Here is a 17493-nt window from a genome sequence, read left to right as displayed (position 1 = left end):
GGGAGTGCCAGCCTTCCAAAAGGTCAGTGTACGGCCGTGAGGTACGCACGGGGCAAGGCCGGACCCCCTAAGTCATGCCGACGTGTGCCGCAGGAGCTAGCGTCACCGTATGGACGTGGCGCTGGCATGGGAAGCGGCGGGCTGGGAGCGACTCGCACCGCGCGTGGGGAGGTGCCGTCTGCCGGTCTGGGACTGCACGGCGGGGCTCGTCGTCGGCGACGACGCGGCCCTCATGATCGAGGCGGGTTCGAGCCTGGCCGAGGGCGCGGCCCTGCGCACCCGGGCACGCGGGATCCTGGGCGGCGGCCGCCGGGTCACGCACCTCGCCCTCACGCACCCGCACTTCGACCACGTCCTCGGGGCGGCCGCCTTCGCGGGCGTGGAGGTGTACGGCGCCGTGGGCATCGACACGGTCTTCGCCAAGGGCCGCGACGAGCTGCGCGCGGACGCGGTGCGGCACGGCGTTGACGCGGACGCGGCGGCGGAGGCTGCCGACCTCCTGGTCCACCCGCACCATCTGGTGTGCGGGGAGTGGACGCTCGACCTGGGCGGCGGCGTCCAGGTGCTGCTCGCGAACGTGGGCCCCGGGCACTCGGGCCACGACCTGGCGATCCTGGTCCCCGGCACCGACGGCGGGCGGGAGATCGTCTTCTGCGGCGACCTGGTCGAGGAGTCGGGCGAACCGCAGGCGGGCCCGGACGCGGTGCCGAAGCGGTGGCCCGCGGCACTGGACCGGCTCCTGGAGCTGGGCGGCGAGGACGCGCTGTACGTGCCGGGGCACGGCGCGACGGTAAATGCGTCCTTTGTCCGTGAGCAACGCGCCACACTGGCGTCCCGTTTCGGCGTGTCGTAGGACAAGGAACGCCACTCTTCCTATGGTCGGCGGAATGCGCCAGTACTCCGCCGACCTCACGCCGCCCTGGAAGAAGCCGAAGCCGGTCCCCGAGGTGGCGGCGGACGTCGGCCTCGTGGTCGAGGAGCTGAGCACCGGTTTCTGCGGGGCGGTGATCCGCTGCGAGAAGACGGCGCAGGGCCCGACGGTGACGCTGGAGGACCGCTTCGGCAAGCACCGCGTCTTCCCGATGGAGCCGCGGGGCTTCCTCCTGGAGGGCCGCACGGTCACCCTCGTCCGCCCGACCACGACGGCACCGGCTCCCCCGCCCCGCCCCACGCGTACGGCGTCCGGCTCGGTGGCGGTCCCCGGCGCGCGGGCCAGGGTCGCCCGCGCCGGGCGCATCTACGTGGAGGGCCGTCACGACGCCGATCTTGTGGAGCGGGTCTGGGGCGACGACCTGCGCATCGAAGGCGTCGTCGTGGAGTACCTGGAGGGCATCGACGACCTCCCCGCGATCGTCGCGGAGTTCGCGCCGGGCCCCGACGCGCGCCTGGGCGTCCTGGTCGACCACCTGGTCCCCGGCTCCAAGGAGTCCCGCATCGCGGCCGAAGTCACCAGCGCGCACGCCCTGGTGGTCGGCCATCCGTACATCGACGTGTGGGAAGCGGTGAAGCCGTCCTCGGTGGGCATCGCCGCCTGGCCCCGGGTCCCGCGGGGCCAGGACTGGAAGACGGGCGTGTGCAGGGCCCTGGGCTGGCCGGAGAACACGGGCGCGGCCTGGCAGCACATCCTGTCCTCGGTCCACACGTACAAGGACCTGGAGCCGCAACTCCTGGGCCGGGTGGAAGAACTGATCGACTTCGTCACCCTGCCGTAGCCCCTCCGGGCGGGGCCCGCTTCCTTCCTCGGCACCGGGCGGCTCCGGGCTGCGCCCGCCCTCCCCAAGACCCCCTCAGTCCACCAGGTCCCGAACCACCGCATCGGCCAGCAACCGCCCCCGCAACGTCAACACCGCCCGCCCCTCCGCGTACGGCCCGGCCTCCAGCAGGCCTTCGTCCCGCGCCCGCGCAGCCGCCGCGAGCCCCGCCTCCCGCAGCAGCGACAGCGGGCACCCCTCCCGCAACCGCAGCTCCAGCAGAATCCGCTCCACCCGCCGGTCCTCGGCGGACAGCACCTCACGCCCGGCCCCGGGCGACCCGCCACCGGCCAGCGCCCCCGCGTACGCGCCGGGATGCTTCACGTTCCACCACCGCACGCCCCCCACATGGCTGTGCGCCCCCGGCCCGGCCCCCCACCAGTCGGCCCCCCGCCAGTACAGCTCGTTGTGCAGGCACCGCCCGGCCTCGGACGTGGCCCAGTTGGACACCTCGTACCAATCGAACCCCGCACCCCCGAGCACCTCGTCGGCGATGAGATACCGGTCCGCGTGCACGTCGTCGTCGGTCATGGGGACCTCCCCGCGCCGAATCCGCCGCGCCAGCTGCGTCCCCTCCTCCACGATCAGCGCATAGGCGCTGACGTGGTCGGGCCCGGCCCCGATCGCCGCGTCGAGCGAGGCCCGCCAGTCGTCGTCCGTCTCCCCCGGCGTGCCGTAGATCAGGTCGAGGTTCACGTGCTCGAAGCCCGCCGCCCGCGCCTCGGCGACACACGCCTCGGGACGTCCGGGCGTATGCGTACGGTCGAGGATCTTCAGGACATGCTGCTTGGCACTCTGCATGCCGAAGGAGACCCGGTTGAACCCACCGGCCCGCAGCTCGCCCAGATAATCCGCGTCGACGGACTCGGGATTGGCCTCGGTCGTGATCTCCGCGTCGTCCGCGAGCCCGAACTCGTCCCGTACGGCACCCAGCATCCGTACGAGATCCTTCGCGGCCAGCAGCGTGGGCGTCCCGCCCCCGACGAAGACGGTCCGCACGGGCCGCGGGTCGTCGCCCAGGACCTTCCGCGCGAGCCGCACCTCGTCGATCAGGGTGTCGGCGTAGTTGTCACGGGAGGCGAGCACACCGCCGGAGCCGCGCAGCTCGGTCGCCGTGTAGGTGTTGAAGTCGCAGTACCCGCAGCGCGTGGCGCAGTACGGAACGTGCAGGTAGAAGCCGAGGGGGCGGGCGGCCGCGCCGTCCAGGGCGGACGCGGGCAGCGCCCCGTCCTCGGGCATGGGCTCACCATCGGGCAGTGCGGAAGGCATGCCTTCGATTGTCCCGCACGCAAGGAGCCCCCGGATGTCCCGCCCTCAAGGCCGCCTCGCGATCACCGCGCCTGCAACACCAGCAACGCAAGATCGTCGTCCGGCGGCCGCTCCGAGAACTCGTGCACGAGCCGCCGGATCCGCTCCGCCACGAGCCCCGCGTCCAGCCCCGCACACCCGGCAAGGGCACGGGCGAGCCCGTCCCCGTCGTCGAACTGCAGCCGCCCCGAGCGCCGCTCGGTCACCCCGTCCGTGACGCACAGCAGCGTCTCGCCGGCCCGCAGCTCGAAGCTCACGCTCGTGTACGTCTCGTCGTCGACGACGCCCAGCAGCATCTGCGGAGTGGCCGCCTCCCGCACCTCCCCCTCCGGGGACAGCAGGAGCGGCAGTGGATGCCCGGCGCACGCGATGGTGCACCGCACGCCCCCTTCGTACGGAACCAGCTCGCCGTACAGGAGCGAGAGGAAGCGCGATGTGGGCCCGTCCGGCGGGACGCCCTGGCCGCCCGCCACCGCGACGACCGCCGCGGCCGCGTCCGCCGCCTCGGTCGCGTCGTCCAGGAGCAGCTGGTTGAGCCGGTCCAGGACCTCGGCGACCTGGTAGCCCTCGCGGGCGAGCAGCCGCAGCCAGGGCCGGGCGAGGCCGATGACGACCGCCGCCTCGGGGCCCTTGCCCTGGACGTCGCCGAGCGCGAAGCACCAACGGCCCTCGCCCGCCTGAAACACGTCGTAGAAGTCGCCGCCGGGACCGCCCTTGTCCCGTGGCTCGTACACCACGCCGCTGTCCACGCCGGGGATCTGCGCGACCTGGCTGGGCAGCAGCCCGCGCTGGAGGACCTGACTGATGTTGGCCTGGCGCTGATAGCGGCGCGCGGTGCTGATCGCGAGCGCCACGCGGCGGCTGAAGTCCTCGATGAGACCGGTGACTTCGTCGGGGAAGCGCACCAGCCCCGCCCGGCCGATGACGAGCGCGCCGAGCGCACGCCCGCCCGCGGCCAGGCGGTACGCGAGCGCCGTGCCGGACGAGTCGCCCGCCAGCGCCTCGCCGGGCCAGGGGACGGGGAAGGCGCCCGAGCCCGCCGCGTCGGGCAGCCGCGGCGGCTCCTTCTCCAGGACCCGGCGCAGCTCCTCTATCCGGTGCTCACTGGTGTGCCAGACGCGGGCGAGCCGTGCTCCCTGGCCGCCGTCGGTCCCGCGCCCCACCCCTTCGGAGGTGTCGTGGAGCCACACCGCGCACCAGTCCGCGAGGCGCGGCACAAGGAGCTGTCCGGCCAGGGCGGCCACCAGGTCCTCGTCGAACTGCCCGGCCAGCAGGTCGGACGCCTCCGCGAGGAAGGTCAGCGCGCCGCGGTTGACCCAGTCCGTGTCGTGCGTGGCCCGCTTGGGGAGCGGCGCGAGGATCTCGGCGGCGCGCAGTCCGCGCTGCAGCGCCTGTTCGCTCGCGTACGACTCGATCTCGTGGACGGCCTGGACGCCCTCGATGGGCAGCCGGGCCCAGACGGTCTTGGTGCCCGTGCGGTAGGTGATGCCCCAGGACTCGGAGAGGGTCGCGACGAGTTGGAGACCGCGGCCGTACTCGGGGGTGCCGGACGGCGGCGGTCCCTGTTCGTTGCGCACGGCGCGGGAGGGGTGGTGGTCGGAGACCTCGATGACGAGGAACTCGTTGCTCTCGCCGGGGACGGCACCGTCGAGGCGGCACAGCAGCTCCACTGCGGTGCCCGCGTGCACGACGGCGTTCGTCACCAACTCGCTGACCAGGAGCACCGAGTCGTCGGCCAGGCGGTCGGTGAAGCCCCCGGCCGCGGACACCCCCAGCTCGGTCCAGTCGGCGAGCGCCGCGCGCACGAATCTGCGCGCCGCGGCGGGAGCCAGCGGGTTTCCGGGCAGCGACGTACGCACCACCGCCGGTGGCCCCGGTCGGTCCGGGGCTGTGACGGAGGAGCGATATTCGGTCTCCCGTTGCATCGGAATGGACCCCACGGTGCGGCTCCTGAGCAGTTCGGTCGAATACGCCTCAGGCGACACCGACAGAGTGACAGACTGACCATGCCCATAAGCACCGAGTCACTGAAGTGGGCCGCTATGAGTGAGAACAGTGCTATGCCTGCGCTTAAACCTGGCCGGATTCCAGCTCCCGCGCAGACGGCCGATTCCGATGCCCCCGGAGGCGTCGGTACGGAACCGACCGCCACACAGCTGCGCCCTCTTCTCGCCGCCATGCGGGCCGCGCGGGACGGGGAATTCGCCAAGGTCACGCCCGTCGGCGACGGCCTGACGGCTGAGCTGTGCTCGGTCTTCAACGAGATGGTGGACCGCTCCCTCCACTTCGACGGCGAACTCGTCCGCGTACGCCGGGAGATCATCCGGCACGGCCGCCTGGACGAGCGCTTCGCCGCGAGCCCCGGACAGGGGAGGTGGGCCGCCCGTGTCACGGAGGTCAACACCCTCCTGGACTCCCTGGTCGCCCCGGCGGCCAACGCCACCCGCGTACTGAACGCGGTCGCGGGCGGTGACCTCACGCAGCGCGTCGACCTGCACGACGGCACCCGTGAACTCCGGGGCGATCTGCGCCGGCTCGGCCGCGCCGTCAACACGATGGTCGACCAGCTGTCCCTCTTCACGGGCGAAGTCACGCGCGTCGCCCGCGAGGTCGGCACGGAGGGGCGCCTCGGCGGACGCGCGAAGGTGCGGGGCCTGTCGGGCAGTTGGCGGGACGTGACCGAAGCCGTCAACACGATGGCGGCACGGCTCACCGCCCAGGTGAGGGACATCGCCCTGGTGACCACGGCCGTGGCCCAGGGAGACCTGACCCGCACGGTCACCGTCGAGGCGACGGGCGAGCTCCTCGAACTGAAGCTCACCGTGAACACGATGGTGGAGCAGCTCTCCGCGTTCGCCGCCGAAGTGACGCGTGTGGCGCGCGAGGTGGGCACGGAGGGCCAGTTGGGCGGCCGCGCCCAGGCACGCGGCGTGTCGGGCGTGTGGAAGGACCTCACCGACAACGTCAACTTCATGGCGTCGAACCTCACCTCGCAGGTCCGCAACATCGCCCAGGTCACCACCGCCGTCGCCAACGGCGACCTGAGCCAGAAGATCACCGTCGACGCCCGGGGCGAGATCCTGGAGCTGAAGTCGACGGTGAACACGATGGTGGACCAGCTCTCCGCCTTCGCCGACGAGGTCACCCGCGTCGCCCGCGAGGTCGGCACCGAAGGAAACCTCGGTGGCCGCGCCCAGGTGCGGGGCGTCTCCGGCGTCTGGAAGGACCTCACCGACAACGTCAACTTCATGGCGGACAACCTCACTTCGCAGGTCCGCAACATCGCGCTCGTGTCGACGGCAGTCGCCCAGGGTGACCTCGGCAAGAAGATCACGGTCGAGGCGAAGGGCGAGATCCTCGAACTGAAGTCGACGATCAACACGATGGTGGACCAGCTCTCCGCCTTCGCCGACGAGGTCACCCGCGTCGCCCGCGAGGTCGGCACCGAAGGAAACCTCGGCGGTCAGGCGCAGGTCCGCGGCGTCTCGGGCGTGTGGAAGGACCTCACCGACAACGTCAACTTCATGGCGTCGAACCTCACTTCACAGGTCCGCAACATCGCCCAGGTCACCACCGCCGTCGCCAACGGCGACCTCTCCAAGATGATCACGGTGACGGCGCGCGGGGAGATCCTGGAGCTGAAGGACACCGTCAACACCATGGTGGAGCAGCTGCGCGCCTTCGCCGACGAGGTCACCCGCGTGGCCCGCGAGGTCGGCACGGACGGCCGGCTCGGCGGGCGCGCGCAGGTCCTCGGCGTCTCCGGTGTGTGGAAGGACCTCACCGACAACGTCAACTACATGGCGGACAACCTCACGGGCCAGGTCCGCAACATCGCGCAGGTCGCGACGGCGGTGGCCCAGGGCGACCTCTCCAAGAAGATCGACGTGGACGCGCGCGGCGAGATCCTGGAGCTGAAGACCACCATCAACACCATGGTGGACACGCTCTCCTCGTTCTCCTCCGAGGTGACCCGCGTGGCCCGCGAGGTGGGCTCCGAGGGCCAACTGGGCGGCCAGGCCCGGGTCGAGGGCGTGTACGGCACGTGGAAGCGCCTGACGACGAACGTGAACGAGCTGGCGCTGAACCTCACCACCCAGGTGCGCGCCATCGCCGAGGTGGCCTCCGCGGTGGCGCAGGGCGACATGACCCGCGCCATCACGGTCGAGACGCGCGGCGAGGTCTCCGAGCTCAAGGACAACATCAACCTCATGGTCTCCAACCTCCGCGAGACCACCCGCGCCAAGGACTGGCTGGAGTCCAACCTCGCCCGCCTGGCCGGCCTGATGCAGGGCCACCGCGACCTGATGGAGGTCGCCGACCTGATCCTGCGCGAGCTGACCCCGCTGGTGAACGCGCAGTACGGCGCCTTCTTCCTGGCCGACCCGGACACGGCGGAGGCCCCTGCGCCCACCCAGGTCACCGCGAAGGGCCTCGCCTTCATCGCCGGGTACGGCTCCGCACAGGGCTCCGTCGTCGACACCGGCGGCATGCCCGCACAGGGCCTGGTGCGCCAGGCGGCCCTGGAGAAGAAGCGCATCCTCGTCGAAGAGGTCCCGCCGGACTACATCAAGATCCATTCAGGGCTCGGCGACGCCGCGCCCGCCACGGTCGTCATCATCCCGATCCTCTTCGAGGACAAACTGCTCGGCGTGATCGAGCTGGCGACGTTCTCCCGCTTCTCCGACGTCCACCTGGCCTTCTTCGACCAGTTCGTGAACACCATCGGCGTCGCGATCAACACCATCATCGCCAACTCCCGTACGGAGTCGCTGCTCGGCGAGTCCCAGCGCCTGGCCACTCAGCTCCAGGAGCGCTCGGACGAACTCCAGCGCCAGCAGGCCGAGCTGCGCCGCTCGAACGCGGAGCTGGAGGAGAAGGCGGCCCTGCTCGCCACGAGTTCGCAGTACAAGTCGGAGTTCCTCGCGAACATGTCGCACGAGCTGCGCACGCCGCTCAACTCCCTCCTGATCCTGGCCCGGCTGCTCTCCGACAACCCCGACAACCACCTCTCCGACCAGGAGGTGCAGTTCGCGACGACGATCCACCGCTCCGGCTCCGATCTGCTCCAGCTCATCAACGACATCCTGGATTTGTCGAAGATCGAGGCGGGCAGGATGGACGTACGCCCCAAGAAGCTCCCGCTCATCAAGGTCCTCGACTACGTCCACGCGACGTTCCGCCCGCTCACCCTCGACCGGGGTCTTGCTTTCGACGTGTCGGTGGGCGAGGACGTGCCGCGCGAGATGTTCTCCGACGAACAGCGCCTCCAGCAGATCCTGCGCAACCTCCTGTCGAACGCGGTCAAGTTCACCTCGTCGGGCAGCATCGAGCTGCGCGTCAGCCGCGTGAAGGACAACTCGGTCGACCGCATCCTCCACGACAACGACGACCTGCTCTGCTTCGCCGTCAGCGACACCGGCATCGGCATCCCGTCCGAGCAACTCCCGGTGATCTTCGAGGCGTTCCAGCAGGCCGACGGCACCACCAACCGCAAGTACGGCGGCACCGGCCTCGGCCTCTCCATCAGCCGCGAGATCGCGGGCCTGCTCGGCGGCCGCATCACCGCACAGAGCCATCCCGGCCAGGGCTCGACCTTCTCGCTGTACGTTCCCGTGGTGCACCCCGGTCACGGCGCGGCCGCCATCGCGTACGCCGCCTCGCGCACCCAGCACCTGCCGGAGCCCATCGAACAGGCCGCCCTGCGCCCGCACACCGCCCTGGAACCCGACGACAGCTGGCCCACCCCCACCAAACTGGAGGAGTGGAAGGAAGGCCGCGCGGGCCGCATACTGCCGGGCCGCCGGGTGCTGATCGTCGACGACGACATCCGCAACGTCTTCGCACTCACCCACGTACTGAGCCGCGTCGGCATGCCCGTCCTCTACGCGGAGAACGGCCGCGAGGGCATCGAGACGCTGGAGCGCAACCCGGACGTCGACATCGTCCTGATGGACATCATGATGCCGGAGATGGATGGGTACGAAACCATGGCAGCGATCCGCCGCACCCCCCGCTGGCGGGGTCTGCCCATCGTCGCCCTCACCGCGAAGGCCATGCCCGGGGACCGCGAGAAGGCCATCTCGCAGGGCGCCACCGACTATGTCCCGAAACCTGTGGACGTGGACCAACTGCTCGGCGTCGTCTGCTCCCTCCTGGACCCGGAGGGCGCAAAAGCAGCCGAGCAGTCCACCTCCCCCGATTCAGAGTCCGTCGCCGTGGAACAGGCAAGTGCCCAGGGAGAAAGCGCTGTTCCGCCGACAACCGAATGAGGCACCGTGACCATGAGCGCAGAGTCCACGACCGACAACCGCGCGAGCATCCTCCTTGTCGACGACATGGAGGACAACCTGATGGCACTAGAAGCAGTCCTGGGGTCGTTGAACGAGCCATTGGTGCGCGCCCGTTCGGGCGAGGAAGCCATGAAGGCGATTCTGCGGCAACGATTCGCCGTGATCCTCCTGGACGTCCGGATGCCCGGCATGGACGGCTTCGAGACCGCGTCGAACATCAAGCGCCTCGACCAGACCAAGGACGTGCCCATCATCTTCCTGACGGGCACGGACAACGACGCGGGCTACGCCTTCCGCGGGTACGCGACGGGCGCCGCGGACTACCTCACCAAACCGTTCGACCCCTGGGTGCTGCGCGCCAAGGTCACCGTCTTCCTCGAACTGCACCGCAAGAACCGGCAGTTGGAGCGGATACTGGCCCGCGAGCAACGCCAGTTCGACGAGCTGGCCGCGCGCCTCTCGGCGATCGAGACCCATATGGCGGCGAGCAGCCTGAAGGACGTCCTCGAACTTCGCCGCCAAGTGACGCACATGGAGGAACTGGTGCAGGAAATGCGCCGCGGGCGGGGCGTCTAGCACCCCGCCCGCCATGAGCCCGAGGGGCCCCGCGCCCGGGGCCCGCACCAGGAGCCCCCGCCCGGGGCTCACGCCTCGCGCGAGCCCGCGTACATCTCCTCGATGAGGTGCTTGTACTCCCGCTCGACGACCGGACGCTTCAGCTTCAGGCTGGGCGTCAGTTCGCCGTGCTCGATGTCCAGGTCGCGCGGCAGGAGCCGGAACTTCTTGATGGTCTGCCAGCGCTGCAGGCCTTCGTTGAGCTCCTTGACGTACCCCTCGATGAGCTCGACCGTCGCGGGGTTCGCGCACACGTCGGCATACGACTTGCCGTCCTGCCCGTTCTCCTTGGCCCAGCCGAGGATGGCGGGTTCGTCGAGGGCGATGAGCGCGGTGCAGAAGTTCCGGTCGGCGCCGTGCACCAGGATGTTGGACACGTACGGACACACCGCCTTGAACTGCCCCTCGACCTCGGCGGGCGCGATGTACTTGCCGCCGGACGTCTTGATGAGGTCCTTCTTGCGGTCGGTGATCCGCAGGTACCCGTCGACGGACAGCTCGCCGATGTCCCCGGTGTGGAACCACCCGTCGGATTCGAGCACTTCGGCCGTCTTGTCCGGCAGCCCGTGGTATCCCTCCATGATGCCGGGACCGCGCAGCAGGATCTCGCCGTCGTCCGCGATCCGCACCTCGGTGCCGGGCAGCGGCTTGCCGACGGTGCCGGTGCGGTAGGCCTCGCCGGGGTTCACGAAGGAGGCCGCGGAGGACTCGGTCAGCCCGTACCCCTCAAGGATGTGGATCCCGGCTCCCGCGAAGAAGTACCCGATCTCGGGCGCGAGCGCCGCCGATCCCGACACCGCGGCGCGCAGTCGCCCGCCGAAGGCCTCGCGCAGCTTGGAGTAGACGAGCGCGTCGGCGACCTTGTGCTTGGCACCGAGCCCGAAGGGCACCGAAGCGGTGCCGGTCCTGCGGAAGTTGTCCTGGCTGGTCTTCGCGTACTCGCGGGACACCTCGGCGGCCCACTGGAAGATCTTGTACTTGGCCCCGCCGCCGGCCCGCGCCTTGGCCACGACGCCGTTGTAGACCTTCTCGAAGATGCGGGGCACCGCGGCCATGTACGTCGGCTGCACCACCGGCAGGTTCTCGATGATCTTGTCCACGCGGCCGTCGACCGCGGTGACGTGCCCGAGCTCGATCTGCCCGGAGGTCAGCACCTTGCCGAAGACGTGCGCGAGCGGCAGCCACAGGTACTGCACGTCGTCGGCCGTGAGCAGCCCGGTCGCCGCGATGGCCTTGGCCATGTACGACCAGTTGTCGTGCGGCAGGCGCACACCCTTGGGCTTGCCGGTGGTGCCGGAGGTGTAGATCAGCGTCGCGAGCTGGTCGGCGGTGATCGCCGCGATCCGGTCCTTGATGAGCTCCGGGTTCTTCTCCAGGTACGCGGCGCCGCGCACCTCCAGCTCGGCCAGCGTGAGGACGAAGCCCTCGGGGTCGCCGTCGACCGGCTCCGCGCCCTCGGCATCGAGCACCACGACATGCCGCAGCTCGGGCAGCTCGGCCCGCTTCTCGCGCGCCTTGGCGAGCTGCGCGGCGTCCTCGGCGATCAGCACCCGGCTGCCCGAGTCGGCCAGGATGTACCCGGACTCCTCGGCATTGGTCTGCGGATAGATGGTCGTGGTGGCCGCACCCGCACACATGATGCCGAGGTCGCAGAGGATCCACTCGACCCGCGTGGACGAGGCGAGGGAGACACGGTCCTCGGGCTGCAGACCGAGCTCGATCAGCCCCGCCGCGATGGCGTGGACCCGGTCGGCGGCCTGCGACCAGCTGAGCGCCCTCCAGTCGTCGGGGCCCTCGCCGGAGGCAGCTGGGACGGGGTAGCGGTAGGCCTCGGCATCCGGCGTGGCCGCCACGCGCTCCAGGAAGAGATGCGCCACGGAGGGCGGACGGTTCTCGATCAAGGTCTGTGTGTCGCTCACGACATCCTCCGGGCCCACGACAGTGCGGCGAACTGGCTGGCGGCTGCTTCTTACATCCCTGTCGGCTACTTGTTTAACTTGCGAGTAACCTACGAGTGGTGATCAGAGTAGAGCGCCGACGCCCGGTGCGTAAGGGGCTGCTGCCTGTCACTTCCTACAGACACCCAAACGGAACGGGCCCACCGCGCCGATGCGCCGTGGGCCCGTTCCGACCTGTCGTGACAGGAGTGACGTCAACCGATCGCGGCGGTGACGCTGGCGGCGAGATCCGTGAGGATGTCGATGCCCACATTGGTGTCGTTGCTCACCGACGTCGAGATGCCGGCAGGCCCACCGATCTTGATGCCGGTGTTGGCGTCCGTGCCGTTGACGTTGCTGCTGGAACCGACGTCGAGCAGCCCTCCGACGCTGATGCCGGTGTTGACCTTGCTCTGCACGGCCGGGCCGTCGTCCGCCGACGCGGTGGCCGCCGTGGCCCCCACCAACAGGAAAGCCGCGAGAAATCCGCCGACCAGGCGTGCGATTACGTTCTTATTCATGTAAACCTCCTTCGAACTGGAACGGTAACCAGAATTTACCGAACGTAACGCCGTTGATTCGCCTGCGTCGACACAACACCCCAAGAGACCAATAGAAATACAAACACGGGCCCGGCGCTTTTCAGCACCGGGCCCGTGGGGTGCGCGGCCGTGTCACTGCTCGAGGAAATGACACGGCATGCGCCGGGGAATTCAGCCGCCGAGGGGCAGGCCACCCATCATCGGGGTGCCCTCGATGGCGCGGGCGCTGGCGCCCTGCAGAGCGTTCGTCTTCGAGGCCAGGTCGTTCTTGGTCGCCAGCTTGTCGGCGACCTTGCTGACGCCGTTGACGATGACCTCGGCGTTGATGTCCTTCAGCGGGTTCTTGACCTCGTTCTTCGAGACCGTGCTGCTGTCCACCAGCTGGTCATCGGCCTTCGCCGGAGCGTTGTCGACGTCGTCGGCGAACGCAGGCGCGCCGGCGCCCAGGGCCATCATGGTTCCGGCAACGACCGCAGCAGCCTTGGTGTACTTCACTTCAGCATCCCTTTCCGAAGAGGCGTCCTTCACGGTCACGACCGTCGTGCCGCCCGAGCGTCTTGCTGGCCGCTCGGAACGCCGTCTTCCATCCTTCGTAACGGGGCGCCCCGGTCTGCGGAAACTCTTAAGTGACGGGTTTTTTTCCAATCACCCAAATGTCGCAGGTGCTTTTCTAATTCTCACATCAACGCAAAAGGCGTCTGTCCGGAGTAAGGACAGACGCCATTTACGTCGGTACGACAGGGGCCGGGCCCCGCGGAGCGGCTACTTCTTGGCCTTGCCGCCACCACTGTCGTCGCTGGAGAGCACCGCGATGAAGGCCTCCTGCGGCACCTCGACGGAGCCGACCATCTTCATGCGCTTCTTGCCCTCCTTCTGCTTCTCGAGCAGCTTCCGCTTACGGGAGATGTCACCGCCGTAGCACTTGGCGAGGACGTCCTTGCGGATGGCGCGGATGGTCTCGCGCGCGATGACCCGGGAGCCGATCGCGGCCTGCACGGGCACCTCGAAGGCCTGCCGCGGGATGAGCTCGCGCAGCTTGGCGACGAGCCGCACGCCGTACGCGTACGCCGCGTCCTTGTGCGTGATCGCCGAGAAGGCGTCGACCTTGTCGCCGTGCAGCAGGATGTCGACCTTGACGAGCTGCGCGGACTGCTCGCCCGTGGGCTCGTAGTCCAGCGAGGCGTACCCACGGGTCTTGGACTTCAGCTGGTCGAAGAAGTCGAAGACGATCTCCGCGAGCGGCAGCGTGTAGCGGATCTCGACGCGGTCCTCGGAGAGGTAGTCCATGCCGAGCATGACGCCGCGCCGGTTCTGGCACAGCTCCATGATCGAGCCGATGAACTCGCTGGGGGCGAGGATCGTGGCGCGCACGACGGGCTCGAAGACCTCGTCGATCTTGCCCTCGGGAAACTCGCTCGGGTTGGTGACCGTGTGCTCGGTGCCGTCCTCCATGATCACGCGGTAGACCACGTTGGGGGCGGTGGCGATCAGGTCGAGACCGAACTCGCGCTCCAGGCGCTCGCGGATCACGTCGAGGTGCAGCAGGCCGAGGAAGCCGACGCGGAAGCCGAAGCCGAGCGCGGCGGACGTCTCGGGCTCGTAGACGAGCGCGGCGTCGTTGAGCTGCAGCTTGTCCAGGGCGTCGCGCAGCTCGGGGTAGTCCGAGCCGTCCAGCGGATACAGGCCCGAGAAGACCATCGGCTTCGGGTCCTTGTAGCCGCCGAGGGCCTCGGTGGCGCCCTTGTGCAGGGAGGTGATCGTGTCACCGACCTTGGACTGGCGGACGTCCTTCACGCCGGTGATGAGGTAGCCCACCTCGCCGACGCCGAGGCCGTCGGCGGCCAGCATCTCGGGCGAGTTGGTGCCGATCTCGAGCAGCTCGTGGGTGGCGCCGGTGGACATCATCCGGATCCGCTCGCGCTTGTTGAGCTGGCCGTCGACCACTCGTACGTACGTCACGACGCCGCGGTAGGAGTCGTAGACCGAGTCGAAGATCATCGCGCGGGCCGGGGCGTCCTTGACGCCGACCGGGGCCGGGATCTCGGCGACGACCTTGTCGAGCAGCGCCTCGACGCCCATGCCGGTCTTCGCGGAGACCTTCAGGACGTCCTCGGGCTCGCAGCCGATGAGGTTGGCGAGCTCCTCGGAGAACTTCTCCGGCTGGGCGGCCGGCAGGTCGATCTTGTTGAGGACCGGGATGATCTTGAGGTCGTTCTCCATCGCCAGGTAGAGGTTGGCGAGGGTCTGGGCCTCGATGCCCTGGGCCGCGTCGACGAGGAGGATCGTGCCCTCGCAGGCCGCGAGCGAACGCGAGACTTCATACGTGAAGTCCACGTGGCCCGGGGTGTCGATCATGTTGAGGATGTGGGTACTGCCCTCGTCCGGGCCCCCGGTCGGGGCCCAGGGCAGACGCACCGCCTGGGACTTGATCGTGATGCCGCGCTCGCGCTCGATGTCCATCCGGTCGAGGTACTGAGCACGCATCTGCCGCTGCTCCACCACACCGGTGAGCTGGAGCATGCGGTCGGCGAGCGTGGACTTGCCGTGGTCGATGTGCGCGATGATGCAGAAATTGCGGATCAGCGCCGGGTCGGTACGGCTCGGCTCGGGCACATTCTTAGGGGTCGCGGGCACGCAGGGTCCTGTCTCTTGAGGCGCCTGTCGCCTCGGGTCGGATCTATACGTAGGTTCCATCGTCCCATGGGTGAGGGACTGCGCTCGGTTTGGGCCGGTCGGAGGGCGGCTGGTACCGTGGGCAGCTGTGTCTCGTAGCCCTCTCAGCGTCGAGACGCATGTCGGAAACACTCATCTGCAGTACCTCTGCAGTACCTGAACCTGAAAAGGCTCTTTCGTGGCGAACATCAAGTCCCAGATCAAGCGGATCAAGACCAACGAGAAGGCGCGTCAGCGCAACAAGGCGGTCAAGTCTTCCCTGAAGACCGCGATCCGCAAGGCCCGCGAGGCCGTTGCCGCCGGTGACGCCCAGAAGGCTGCCGAGCTCACGCGTGAGGCCACGCGCCAGCTCGACAAGGCCGTCTCCAAGGGTGTCATCCACAAGAACCAGGCCGCCAACAAGAAGTCGGCGCTTGCTTCGAAGGCCGCGTCCCTCTAAGGGCTGAAGCCTCTGCTGAGTGCTTCGGCGGCCGTTTCGGCGGCTGACGACGACGCTCACTTGATTTGACGCCGGGCCGGGACCCAGCGGGCCCTCTCTTCCGCTCCCGACCGGCACCCCCGGATCCGTACACGACTGCGTTCGCCACGCGGGTACGGATCCACACAGCGTGAACGGAAGCCCCGTTCCACCGACCTTCCCCAGGTCGGCGGGACGGGGCTTCCGGTTTGTTCCTTCGTCGCGCCTTCGTTGCGCCTTCGGCGCTATGCGGCCTTGTTCACCACGTCGGCCGCCGGGTACATCCAGCGTATGGCCTCGCGGACGTCGTCGGCGTCCGTCTCGGTGATCGGCTTCGGGCCCTCGTCGATGCCGGTCGCACCCGGGCCGTGGTAGAGCAGGTCGACGGCGCCGTACCGCTCGGTGCCGAGGCGCACCCGATCGCGGTACCGGCACTGACGCAGGGGCAGCTGGACGCGGCCCGTGGGGTGGGTGGCTAGATCTCTGTGCGGGTCCCTCGCAGGGGCTCTGCGCGGGTCCCTCGCAGGGGCTCTGCGCGGGGTCCCGCAGGGCCTCTGTGCGGGGTCCCGCAGGATCTCTGCGCGAGGTCCCGCAGGGTCAGCCCCGGCGGGATCTGGCGGCTCGGGCGATGGCTACCACCGCCTTCTCCAAGGCGTACTCCGGGTCGTCGCCACCGCCCTTGACGCCCGCGTCGGCGGCCGCGATGGCGGTGAGCGCGGTGGCCACGCCGTCCGGGGTCCAGCCGCGCATCTGCTGGCGCACGCGGTCGATCTTCCAGGGCGGCATGCCCAGCTCACGGGCGAGGTCGGCGGGGCGGCCGCCGCGCGCGGAGGAGAGCTTGCCGATCGCCCGCACGCCCTGCGCGAGGGCGCTGGTGATCATGACGGGGGCGACACCGGTCGACAGGGACCAGCGCAGCGCTTCGAGCGCCTCGGCGGCGCGGCCCTCGACGGCCCGGTCGGCCACCGTGAAGCTGGAGGCCTCGGCCCGGCCCGTGTAGTACCGGCCGACGACGGCCTCGTCGATCGTGCCCTCGATGTCCGCCACCAGCTGCGAGACCGCGGAGGCGAGCTCGCGCAGATCGCTGCCGATCGAGTCGACCAGGGCCTGGCAGGCCTCCGGGGTCGCCGAGCGGCCCAGCGTGCGGAACTCGTTCTTGACGAACGAGAGGCGGTCCGCGGGCTTGGTCATCTTGGGGCAGGCGACCTCGCGCGCCCCCGCCTTGCGGGCCGCGTCCAGCAGGCCCTTGCCCTTGGCGCCGCCCGCGTGCAGCAGGACGAGGGTGATCTCCTCGACGGGCGCCCCGAAGTACGCCTTCACGTCCTTGACCGTGTCGGCCGACAGATCCTGCGCGTTCCGCACGACGACGACCTTGCGCTCGGCGAAGAGCGAGGGGCTGGTCAGCTCGGCGAGCGTGCCGGGCTGCAGCTGGTCGGGGGTGAGGTCACGCACGTCCGTGTCCGCGTCGGCGGCGCGGGCGGCCGCGACCACCTGCTGCACGGCGCGGTCGAGGAGCAGGTCCTCCTGCCCCACGGCGAGCGTGAGAGGAGCGAGCGGATCGTCGTTAGCTGTCTTCCTGGCCATCGCGGTCAAGCATCCCACGCGGCACTGACACTCCGTCCCGGACGGCCTCTCCCGTATCGGAGAATGGGTCACGTGAGCGACGTACGACATGTCCTGGTGCTGCCCGACCGCGATGCCGCGGAGGAGGTCGCCGAAGAGCTGCCCGACCGCTTCGGCGTCGCCGAAGAGCCCCAGCTCGTACGCGACGCGCTGGCCGGCGAGGACGACGCCGAGGACGCCCAGTGGCTGGTCGTGGTCGAGGACCCCGACTCCCGCCTCGACCCGGCGGCGCTCGACGAGTTGGCCGCCGAGCACGAGGGCTGGCTGGAGGCCCCCTAGCCGCCTGGAGGACCC

The 17493-nt window shown here is 69.6% G+C and carries 14 protein-coding genes; 6 read left to right on the top strand and 8 right to left on the bottom strand.

What is annotated here, in order from left to right:
- Nucleotides 1-115 precede the first annotated feature (115 nt).
- Nucleotides 116-853: an MBL fold metallo-hydrolase gene (locus AB0B50_RS33865; protein ID WP_362339735.1), complete on the top strand. Its 738-nt coding sequence runs from the start codon at nt 116-118 to the stop codon at nt 851-853.
- 34 nt (nt 854-887) lie between these two features.
- A complete protein-coding gene (locus AB0B50_RS33860) occupies nt 888-1712 on the top strand; it encodes a DUF3097 domain-containing protein (protein WP_362339642.1) in 825 nt (274 codons plus the stop codon).
- 75 nt (nt 1713-1787) lie between these two features.
- Here the strand turns inward: AB0B50_RS33860 and hemW are convergent, their stop codons facing one another.
- The gene (gene hemW, locus AB0B50_RS33855; protein ID WP_362339641.1) at nt 1788-3020 is read right to left on the bottom strand and encodes a radical SAM family heme chaperone HemW; all 1233 of its coding nucleotides are present in this window, start codon (nt 3018-3020) and stop codon (nt 1788-1790) included.
- 62 nt (nt 3021-3082) lie between these two features.
- Nucleotides 3083-4999, bottom strand: coding sequence for a SpoIIE family protein phosphatase (locus AB0B50_RS33850; protein ID WP_362339640.1), 1917 nt, complete (start codon nt 4997-4999; stop codon nt 3083-3085).
- Between the two features lie 237 nt (nt 5000-5236).
- On the opposite strand from AB0B50_RS33850, the gene AB0B50_RS33845 reads away from it, so the two are divergent.
- Entirely contained in the window at nt 5237-9331 is a 4095-nt protein-coding gene (locus AB0B50_RS33845; protein ID WP_362339639.1) for a HAMP domain-containing protein, read from the top strand.
- A 12-nt stretch (nt 9332-9343) separates the two neighbouring features.
- Nucleotides 9344-9928 (top strand): response regulator, encoded by a 585-nt coding sequence (locus tag AB0B50_RS33840; RefSeq protein WP_362339638.1) that lies wholly within the window; start codon nt 9344-9346, stop codon nt 9926-9928.
- Nucleotides 9929-9996: 68 nt separating this feature from the next.
- Here AB0B50_RS33840 and AB0B50_RS33835 read toward each other — a convergent pair whose 3' ends face one another.
- The 4 genes from AB0B50_RS33835 to lepA form a co-directional block, all read right to left on the bottom strand.
- Complete coding sequence (locus AB0B50_RS33835) at nt 9997-11886, bottom strand: long-chain fatty acid--CoA ligase (RefSeq protein ID WP_362339637.1); 1890 nt, start codon at nt 11884-11886, stop codon at nt 9997-9999.
- A 233-nt stretch (nt 11887-12119) separates the two neighbouring features.
- Nucleotides 12120-12425 (bottom strand): hypothetical protein, encoded by a 306-nt coding sequence (locus AB0B50_RS33830; protein ID WP_362339636.1) that lies wholly within the window; start codon nt 12423-12425, stop codon nt 12120-12122.
- A 192-nt stretch (nt 12426-12617) separates the two neighbouring features.
- On the bottom strand, nt 12618-12974 hold the full coding sequence (locus AB0B50_RS33825; RefSeq protein ID WP_362339635.1) for a hypothetical protein: 357 nt from the start codon (nt 12972-12974) through the stop codon (nt 12618-12620).
- A 234-nt stretch (nt 12975-13208) separates the two neighbouring features.
- On the bottom strand, nt 13209-15080 hold the full coding sequence (gene lepA / locus AB0B50_RS33820) for a translation elongation factor 4 (protein ID WP_362339634.1): 1872 nt from the start codon (nt 15078-15080) through the stop codon (nt 13209-13211).
- 217 nt (nt 15081-15297) lie between these two features.
- On the opposite strand from lepA, the gene rpsT reads away from it, so the two are divergent.
- Nucleotides 15298-15558, top strand: coding sequence for a 30S ribosomal protein S20 (gene rpsT / locus AB0B50_RS33815; protein ID WP_055702434.1), 261 nt, complete (start codon nt 15298-15300; stop codon nt 15556-15558).
- A 263-nt stretch (nt 15559-15821) separates the two neighbouring features.
- Here rpsT and AB0B50_RS33810 read toward each other — a convergent pair whose 3' ends face one another.
- Both AB0B50_RS33810 and holA read right to left on the bottom strand, forming a co-directional pair.
- Complete coding sequence (locus AB0B50_RS33810) at nt 15822-15992, bottom strand: hypothetical protein (protein ID WP_362339633.1); 171 nt, start codon at nt 15990-15992, stop codon at nt 15822-15824.
- 181 nt (nt 15993-16173) lie between these two features.
- On the bottom strand, nt 16174-17160 hold the full coding sequence (gene holA, locus AB0B50_RS33805) for a DNA polymerase III subunit delta (protein WP_362339632.1): 987 nt from the start codon (nt 17158-17160) through the stop codon (nt 16174-16176).
- 72 nt (nt 17161-17232) lie between these two features.
- On the opposite strand from holA, the gene AB0B50_RS33800 reads away from it, so the two are divergent.
- Nucleotides 17233-17478: a hypothetical protein gene (locus AB0B50_RS33800; RefSeq protein ID WP_362339631.1), complete on the top strand. Its 246-nt coding sequence runs from the start codon at nt 17233-17235 to the stop codon at nt 17476-17478.
- The last annotated feature ends 15 nt before the right edge of the window (nt 17479-17493 follow it).

Origin of the sequence: Streptomyces sp. NPDC041068, assembly GCF_040647455.1 — a bacterium.
GTDB lineage: Bacteria > Actinomycetota > Actinomycetes > Streptomycetales > Streptomycetaceae > Streptomyces.
This window is presented reverse-complemented; position numbering and strand designations above follow the sequence as displayed.

Bases quoted from the DNA above. Each gene is read 5' to 3' on its own strand.
- AB0B50_RS33860 (WP_362339642.1), top strand. From the start codon at position 888: ATGCGCCAGTACTCCGCCGACCTCACGCCGCCCTGGAAGAAGCCGAAG.
- hemW (WP_362339641.1), bottom strand. From the start codon at position 3,020: ATGCCTTCCGCACTGCCCGATGGTGAGCCCATGCCCGAGGACGGGGCG.
- AB0B50_RS33845 (WP_362339639.1), top strand. From the start codon at position 5,237: ATGCGGGCCGCGCGGGACGGGGAATTCGCCAAGGTCACGCCCGTCGGC.
- AB0B50_RS33840 (WP_362339638.1), top strand. From the start codon at position 9,344: ATGAGCGCAGAGTCCACGACCGACAACCGCGCGAGCATCCTCCTTGTC.
- AB0B50_RS33830 (WP_362339636.1), bottom strand. From the start codon at position 12,425: ATGAATAAGAACGTAATCGCACGCCTGGTCGGCGGATTTCTCGCGGCT.
- holA (WP_362339632.1), bottom strand. From the start codon at position 17,160: ATGGCCAGGAAGACAGCTAACGACGATCCGCTCGCTCCTCTCACGCTC.